This is a genomic window from Paenibacillus xylanilyticus, from assembly GCF_013359935.1.
GTDB lineage: Bacteria > Bacillota > Bacilli > Paenibacillales > Paenibacillaceae > Paenibacillus > Paenibacillus xylanilyticus.
Genome location: NZ_JABMCB010000094.1, coordinates 1 through 7,566 on the forward strand (window position 1 = coordinate 1; position 7,566 = coordinate 7,566).

The following is a 7,566-nucleotide window of genomic DNA, read 5'->3' on the forward strand; positions in this document are numbered from 1 at the left end:
GGAGTAGGTTTATCGATATGCCCCTGGCTATTTTGGATCGGATTTCGGGATAAGAGAGCTACGGGACAGTTTCTCCTATCCGGGTTTATGATGATTATCGTGTCGTCGTGGCTGGACCAGCTTGGGATTGCCATGGGACTTTGGCATTATCACTGGGAGGTCATACCGATCATGCCGGCCAATTTTCCATGGAATTTTTCACTTCTTCCCGTCACGGTTATGTTCTTACACCAGTACAAGTCTGGCATACATCCGTTGTTCAAAGCTCTCCTATTTGGGGGATTTTCCGCTTTTGTGGCCGAGCCGGTCTCACAAATGGCCGATTTATACCACCCCGTTCACTGGAAACATACATATTCGTTTCCTATCTATGTGGGGCTATATCTGCTGGCTTCGAGCATCGCCAAGCGGGGCGTTGATTGCACAGATTCATCCTCGGTAGATAAATAAAGGCCAAAACCATAAGTTTACCGATTCCAAAAATCATGCCCAGATTCATGAGCTGCATATTTACCATGTCATTGTTAAAGACTCAAGTTTGTTAATTGATGATCTACCGGACCACTATCGATTCTCGTCATAACGGCTGACAACGAGTTCCTTTTGGAATAAGCATTTTTTTTAAGCATAGAATTTAATGATTCTATACTATACCAGGACATGGGGGAAATATGAAGAAAAATACAAGTATGATAATACAAATCGCCGCAACATATTCGGGAACCGTGGTGGGAGCCGGATTTGCTTCAGGACAGTCGATTATGCAGTTTTTCACGGTATACGGAGCCTATGGGGTATTAGGCATTTTATGCAGCACCTTTCTTTTTGTGTGGATCGGCACTAAAATGATGATTCTAGCTCACCATATCAAAGCATTTTCATATCAGGAGTTTAATGTTTATCTGTTTGGCAAGATTTTCGGCAAAGTCGCAAATGCCTTGACTTTAATTATTCTATTTGGGGTAACGGCCGTGATGCTTTCAGGAACCGGTACCATTTTCGAAGAACAACTCCGTCTACCCTATCAACTGGGTATTATCATCAGCATCGTTTTATGTTATCTGGTGATGACGAAGGAAATCAGCGGAATTATGTTCGTAAACTCGTTAGTTGTTCCCATGATGCTTTTTTTCACTATTCTCCTTGTCGTAAAGGTTGTCAGAATAGACAATATTTTTGATATAGTCGGTTGGCAGAACCAACAACTGTACAATTTGAAGTGGTTCGTGAGTCCGTTTGTGTATGCAGGATTGAATTTTGCTTTTATTCTAGCCGTTATGGTTCCTCTGGGGAGTGAGGTGGATGACGAAAGCGCATTAAAATGGGGAGGGTTTTGGGGAGGCATTGGTCTTGGTTTTATGCTTCTTGTCAGCCATTTTGCAATGAGCTCAAAGATGCCCGAGATTCTTCAATACGATATTCCGATGGCCGAGATTATTCGAGATTTCGGGCGGTTTTTTCATGTATTGTTTTTGCTCGTAATCTATGGAGAAATATTCACCACATTGATAGGCAATGTTTTCGGAATTTCTCGTCAAATCCAAAGTCTATATAATCTTCCTAAAAGTTGGTTAGTTCTTGGCATATTACTTGCTAGTTTTTTGATTAGTCAAGCCGGTTTCACCTCCTTACTTACTTATCTTTATCCGCTATTTGGGTATATGGGTTTGATACTTCTTATTTTTTTAGCAGCTCAACGGATGCCCAGGGACTAAGTCTCCATATTTTTATAAGTTGATTCGGCACGAAATCCAACTATTGGGTAATTATGCTACTATCGGAATTAAGGCACAGGGTTCCATCGATCCAACTTCTTATTTCCAAGACTTTTGGCCTGCCGTCTTAATAGCTAACATAAATGACCTCCATAAGAATAAAGAATACAGCATAGGGTAGACAGTTGCATGTCATATAGAGTATTTCCAACGACTTCACCTAAAAAATAGCTGAAATGAAGTCAAACGGTGTTACTTGACTAAATTGGTTTTTCCCTAACATCTTTGTAATGATGGACAATGGACAATCCTACAAAACCTAGCAAGAACTCAATTGAGAATTGAAGAAACAACTTTTCATTTCCTCTTTCATCAAATGATTGGTGAAAGCAAGCACGCCGTTTGATCGAGAATCCGCTGCAAATGCGTGCGTTGAGGCGGGACTTCCATCCGTAAGGGAATGGAGTCCGCAAGATCATGCTCGAATTGTTCCGCCAGTTTTCGTGCTACTTCAGAACTGTACACAACTTCGCACACTTCATAATTCAGACGGTAGCTTCTTAAATCAAAATTTGAGGACAATTTCTCCGTCAATGATCATTAACTTCGCATGCAACACGCCTTTATTGTAGAGGTAGATATGAACCCCGGCTTCCAAAAGTTCTCCATAGTAGGTCCGACTTGCAGCTCCAACGATGATCGATACCACGTGGCGGGAAACTAAGCGCACTCGGACACCGCGAACCAAAGCTGCTTTAATCGCCATAATAATGTCTGCATCTGGCACAAAGTAAGGCGCGATATTCCAATGGGCGTCGAAGACTGCTTGCAGTTCGTTTGCAGGTTAACCCACTATTCGAATATGGGTGTCGCGCCAAAAGCCGACATTCGACTTTAATCCGGTATATTCATCCCCGATATTGATGCCTCCAGTAAAAGCTTCCTGACCATCGAATACAACAATCTTACAATGATTTCGGCAACTCCAATAGGACAGCGCCCAAGGGAAGCGAATGGGGAAAAAAGATCGGCATTCAATTCCAACCTTCATCATTTGGCGGCCGTAGCCATGGGCGTGCGTTGGGCCGAGGGGGAACTTGGATACCGTCAACTTTAGCAGTCGCGATGGGGGCGGCAGTGTTTAGGTTTATCCAAGGTTAGCTGTCTAAACAAAAGAATAGTGGCGAAAAGAGATCAAACCCTACAAGTTGAGTAGGGTTTGATCTCTTTTCTAATCTGTTCACCGATGAAAACAGACAAGCCATGTCCTCAATATTCATGGTTTGTCTGTTTTTCTTAAAACCCCTTATATTGAGGCTCTTCATTTTCCAACTGTTGTACGCGGCTTTCTACTTGCTGCACGATTTGTTGGGTTTGTTGGGCCGCATTCGTAAAGAGCGATTTTGCTTCTTGATTTTGTGTTTCCAAAGCAAATTGTTCCAGACTCGCCTGAGCACTTTTTAAAGATGCTACGCACGTTTTCACTTGAGAAGCAACTGTCACGGAATGTCACCTCCTTTACCTTAGGATAGGATAATGTTTCAGGGGTAATAGGAATAGATGCTTACATTCTCCCAATACCGAAATTAATATTTCCGTCTCGCAACAAAAGCATACGTTAGAAAAATTTTCAAATGGAAATGTATGAAAATAATGGAATAGGGACATATTAACTTTTGTCGATTAAATGTGATTGGAAAGGAATGGTGATATTATGCCGGATTGGGTAGAAATTGCTTTGCGAACGTTATTGTCTATGGGGGTTCTTTTTGTCCTAACGAAGATATTGGGTAAACGACAGGTATCAGAGCTTTCATTGTTTGAGTATATCACCGGAATCACGATCGGCAACCTTGCAGCTTACGTTTCGTTGGATCTGGAGTCCACTTGGTATCTGGGCTTGGTTTCGATGACGGTTTGGACCGTTGTTTCTTTAGGGATTGAATTTTTACAGCTGAAAAGCAAAACGGCAAGAGACCTATTCGACGGCAAAGCAACAGTGCTCATTAAGGACGGCAAGATCATGGAGGATAACCTAAAAAAAGAAAGGATTACCACGGATGAACTTATGGAACAGCTTCGAACTAAGAATGTGTTCAAAGCTGCCGATGTTGAATTCGCCATCATGGAGTCAAGCGGTAACGTTAGCGTTCTTTTAACCAAGGAAAATCAACCGTTAACGCCTAAACACCTGGGAATAAATGTCGGGCCAGAACAAGAACCTCAATCGGTCATTATGGATGGAAAAATAATGGACGAACCACTTGCCACGATAGGTCTAAACAGGAAATGGCTGGATACGGAACTGGAGAAATTAGGTGTTTCGATTGATAACGTATTTCTTGGACAGGTGGATTCCTATGGCCAGCTATACGTTGATTTATTTGATGATCAGATCAAAGTACCGAAACCCCAGAAAAAAGCCGCGTTGCTTGCAACATTGAAAAAGTGTGAAGCGGATCTCGAAATGTTTGGCTTATCTACCAAAGAACAAAATACAAAGCAGATGTACGAGCAATGTTCAAAAGCGTTAGAAAAGATTATTGATGAAGTTAAACCATTGCTGATTCGTTAACAATTCGCCAATTATACGTCAGCTGAAAATCGAGGAGGATGTTCATGGCAAATAATATAAAGAAAAATTTAACGCGGGTACAACAGGAATATAAAGAATTGGCGCAAAGCGTCGAACCTCCGAGGCCCATACTCAAAAACTTCATTCGTGCGTTTATAGCTGGCGGGACCATTTGTTTGGTTGGACAAGCCATCCAGGAAATGTTTGTGCATTGGGGCGGCTTTGATGAGAAAAAAGCTGGAGACCCTACCGTGGCGGTTATGATACTCCTTTCTGTCATTCTGACCAGCATGGGGGTGTACGATAAGTTTGCCCAATGGGCTGGTGCGGGTTCCGCAGTGCCTGTGACGGGATTTGCGAATTCGATGGCATCCGCTGCGATTGAACATCAGAGTGAAGGTATGGTGCTCGGTGTTGGCGGTAAAATGTTTAAACTGGCTGGACCGGTTATTGTATTTGGTACAGTCGCCGCCTTTGCGGTAGGAATTGTACATTTGCTGATCAAAGGCGGGGGAGGCTCTTAATATGTTAAAGGGACACCAGAGTTGGCTATTTGAGAACAAGCCGTTCATCCGATCAACAGCAACGGTAGTGGGTCCATTTGAAGGAAGAGGCCCGCTGGCCAAAGATTTTGACATTGTCCATGGAGAATCCATGATGGGACAAAAGAGCTGGGAGAAAGCAGAAAAGGCATTGATTGAAGAAGCGGCAAAACTGGCTATTGAAAATGCGGGGTTGACAAAGGAACAAGTCCAGTTTTACATAGGCGGGGATTTGATGAATCAAATCATTAGCAGCAGTTTTGCCGCGCGAACATTATCGATCCCTTACCTCGGTGTGTTTGGGGCTTGTTCAACCTCGATGGAAAGTCTGGCATTAGCAGCTAACCTTGTAAATTCCGGTTCGGCGAAATTTGTGTTGGCGGGGACATGCAGCCATGATTCCAGTGCGGAGAAACAGTTCCGATATCCGACCGAGTACGGTTCGCAAAAACCGCCTACCGCCCAATATACGGTAACCGGGGCCGGTGCTGCCATCGTATCCATGGAAGGTGACGGACCGGTTGTTACATCTGCCACCATTGGCCGGGTTATCGATATGGGCATTAAAGATCCGTTTAATATGGGCGCAGCGATGGCTCCTGCAGCGGTAGACACCATTGAGGCGCATGTTCGAGATTTGGGAATTGAACCGGGTTATTACGATTTGATCGTTACCGGCGATCTTGCGAAAGTCGGATATGAGATCGCCTGTAAATTGTTTAAGAAACATAACTTTCCCATCGAACAAACCGAATATTCCGATTGCGGGATGATGATTTACGATTATGAAACCCAAATGGTTCAAGCCGGAGCAAGCGGCTGCGGTTGTTCGGCAGTTGTTACCTATGGACATTTGCTAAATCGGATGCGAAGAGGTGAACTGAAACGAATCCTCGTTGTCGCTACGGGGGCGCTGCTATCCCCGATTTCATTTCAACAAGGGGAAAGCATTCCTTGTATCGCTCATGCCGTATCCATAGAGGCAGGGAGGGAGATATTATGATTTTTCTTTGGGCTTTTTTGGTGGGAGGTGCAATCTGTGTTTTCGGACAATTTTGTTTTGATGTCTTGAAACTTACACCGGCCCACACCATGACCCTGCTTGTTGTATTGGGCGCGATTGTCGACGGAATTGGATGGTATGATCCGATGATTGAATTTGCCGGGGCAGGAGCATCGGTCCCGATTACAAGCTTTGGTAACGCTCTTGTCCATGGTGCGCTTCAAGAACTAAAGAGCAATGGCTGGATTGGGATCATCACCGGAATTTTCGAAGTGACCAGTGCCGGAATATCCGCAGCGATTATTTTTTCGTTTCTCGCTGCATTGTTCGTAAAACCCAAAGGATAATACGGGGCCCAATCCGAATTTCGTTGGCTAAAATACACTGTAACGGTCGGTCAGGGCGATCCCTAACCGGCCGGTTTTGATTATGAGAAACATTTACTTGTTCCAATCTGTACGGAATGTCCCCATCGATAATCTCAAAGGTTACGTTGACCAAGCTATAAAAGCCATATACTGTCAGACGCTATTTATTTCGGTTCCTATATTCTCCATCACTTCTTTGGTTCGCTCCATTAAACTCGGCTCGGTTGGAACATTTTCACTTGCCTTTCCATCCAAGATTATTGGAGATTTGTTACTTGTCGTTTTGATTCGCTGTTTAAATTGTGATTTAAGTTCGCTTTTTTCCATACTTTCTCCTTTTCATTCGCCATTTTCAGAATATGCAACTGATATTATTCCGATTTTCATATCCTTTATGCATCATAGGAGTCAGGTCCCCAAAAGGCTGTGTTTCCGCCTGCATATAGACAACCAACCCGATAAAATGACCGGAAACCGGGCGGATGCCGTTGTCGCTTCTATGCGCCTGCCATAGACTAATGCTGTAAGTTCAACTTTACCTAACCCAAGGAGGAATGTTTTCAAATGCAGTTTATCAAACAGGCAATGCCCATGTATACGCATGACCAGGCCGCTTATGTCAGGCAAATGTACGACTGGCACGTGAAAATGGCTCAGTATCAAGACCAATTGCGTGCCTTTCATCTGGAAAGAGCGAAACAATTTCAAAAGATGGCCGAAGAAAGAGCGAAAACGTCAGAAATACCCAGCGGCACCAGCGCCGCTTAAAGGCGAACCGACATGGAGCGATGTGATGAATTGGCAGCATTCCGAATCAAAATCTGGGACCGCTATGTAACCCTTCGTTCCCAATATGGAACCCGGATGCCCTTGTCTTTCGACCAGTTCTGGTATGACTTTTTGGCCAGGCACATGCTATCCGACTGTGGCGTAGAGCAAGTATATGGGGACTTCTGCAACAACTGGGAGAATCAGTGCGTGGAAAATGTTTGCGATTCGAGCCATCGGTAGAATGCATGCGAAATAGGACCAAATGGCCGGCTGTTGCCCAAAATGGGTTGCTCCGGCCTTTGATATTTGTATGCAGGGGACAAGGGTAGATGGGATCAAATCCAAGCGGACTTTCACGATGCGGATAACTGCATAGGATGATTCGTTTCTGGACAACTTAAATGCTGTTTGCATAAATTTGGAAAGGCGGATGCCTGCATGTTACCAACATTCAGTACAAGCATTAAAAACTGGACTACCTCTGCCCCAAGACAACCAAATCGATGTAAAAATTGCATCTGGGGCAACTGGGATGGGTTGAAACAATTTTGTTCGAAACCTGTCTGCATTAAGAAACAACCAGTATAAGAGA

The 7,566-nt window shown here is 43.9% G+C and carries 11 protein-coding genes and 2 pseudogenes; 8 read left to right on the top strand and 5 right to left on the bottom strand.

The genetic code is table 11. The features are described from left to right. The coding region (locus tag HP552_RS00815; RefSeq protein WP_175393871.1) for a CBO0543 family protein at positions 1 to 450 on the top strand (450 nt) is incomplete at its 5' end. A 221-nt stretch (positions 451 to 671) separates the two neighbouring features. Next, a complete protein-coding gene (locus tag HP552_RS00820) occupies positions 672 to 1,715 on the top strand; it encodes a YkvI family membrane protein (protein ID WP_054943622.1) in 1,044 nt (347 codons plus the stop codon). A 182-nt stretch (positions 1,716 to 1,897) separates the two neighbouring features. On the opposite strand, the pseudogene HP552_RS34775 reads toward HP552_RS00820, so the two are convergent. The 3 genes and pseudogenes from HP552_RS34775 to HP552_RS00830 all read right to left on the bottom strand — a co-directional run. Further along, positions 1,898 to 2,016 (bottom strand): annotated as a pseudogene (locus HP552_RS34775) (DUF421 domain-containing protein); the annotation flags it as partial. Between the two features lie 71 nt (positions 2,017 to 2,087). Continuing rightward, positions 2,088 to 2,775, bottom strand: a pseudogene (locus tag HP552_RS35710) (phospholipase D-like domain-containing protein); the annotation flags it as partial. Between the two features lie 236 nt (positions 2,776 to 3,011). Then, a complete protein-coding gene (locus HP552_RS00830) occupies positions 3,012 to 3,218 on the bottom strand; it encodes a DUF1657 domain-containing protein (protein ID WP_007781230.1) in 207 nt (68 codons plus the stop codon). Positions 3,219 to 3,429: 211 nt separating this feature from the next. On the opposite strand from HP552_RS00830, the gene HP552_RS00835 reads away from it, so the two are divergent. From HP552_RS00835 to spoVAE, 4 genes are read left to right on the top strand one after another with little or no spacing between them, the layout of a single operon-like run. Further along, positions 3,430 to 4,290, top strand: a complete 861-nt coding sequence (locus tag HP552_RS00835; protein ID WP_090728097.1) for a DUF421 domain-containing protein — start codon at positions 3,430 to 3,432, stop codon at positions 4,288 to 4,290. Between the two features lie 44 nt (positions 4,291 to 4,334). Beyond that, a complete protein-coding gene (spoVAC, locus tag HP552_RS00840) occupies positions 4,335 to 4,814 on the top strand; it encodes a stage V sporulation protein AC (protein ID WP_090728258.1) in 480 nt (159 codons plus the stop codon). A gap of 1 nt (position 4,815) precedes the next feature. Continuing rightward, positions 4,816 to 5,835: a stage V sporulation protein AD gene (gene spoVAD / locus HP552_RS00845; protein WP_175393872.1), complete on the top strand. Its 1,020-nt coding sequence runs from the start codon at positions 4,816 to 4,818 to the stop codon at positions 5,833 to 5,835. Further along, a complete protein-coding gene (gene spoVAE / locus HP552_RS00850; protein ID WP_175393873.1) occupies positions 5,832 to 6,182 on the top strand; it encodes a stage V sporulation protein AE in 351 nt (116 codons plus the stop codon). Before spoVAD ends, spoVAE begins: the two co-directional genes overlap by 4 nt. A gap of 174 nt (positions 6,183 to 6,356) precedes the next feature. On the opposite strand, the gene HP552_RS00855 is transcribed toward spoVAE, so the two are convergent. Next, the gene (locus HP552_RS00855) at positions 6,357 to 6,530 is read right to left on the bottom strand and encodes a hypothetical protein (protein ID WP_153784608.1); all 174 of its coding nucleotides are present in this window, start codon (positions 6,528 to 6,530) and stop codon (positions 6,357 to 6,359) included. Between the two features lie 237 nt (positions 6,531 to 6,767). Between HP552_RS00855 and HP552_RS00860 the strand changes: the two genes are divergently transcribed. Beyond that, entirely contained in the window at positions 6,768 to 6,971 is a 204-nt protein-coding gene (locus HP552_RS00860) for a hypothetical protein (protein ID WP_175393874.1), read from the top strand. A gap of 12 nt (positions 6,972 to 6,983) precedes the next feature. Beyond that, positions 6,984 to 7,214: a hypothetical protein gene (locus HP552_RS00865; protein ID WP_175393875.1), complete on the top strand. Its 231-nt coding sequence runs from the start codon at positions 6,984 to 6,986 to the stop codon at positions 7,212 to 7,214. Between the two features lie 113 nt (positions 7,215 to 7,327). Here the strand turns inward: HP552_RS00865 and HP552_RS34650 are convergent. Beyond that, positions 7,328 to 7,566: hypothetical protein (locus HP552_RS34650; RefSeq protein WP_217506276.1), on the bottom strand; the 239-nt coding region annotated here is incomplete at its 5' end.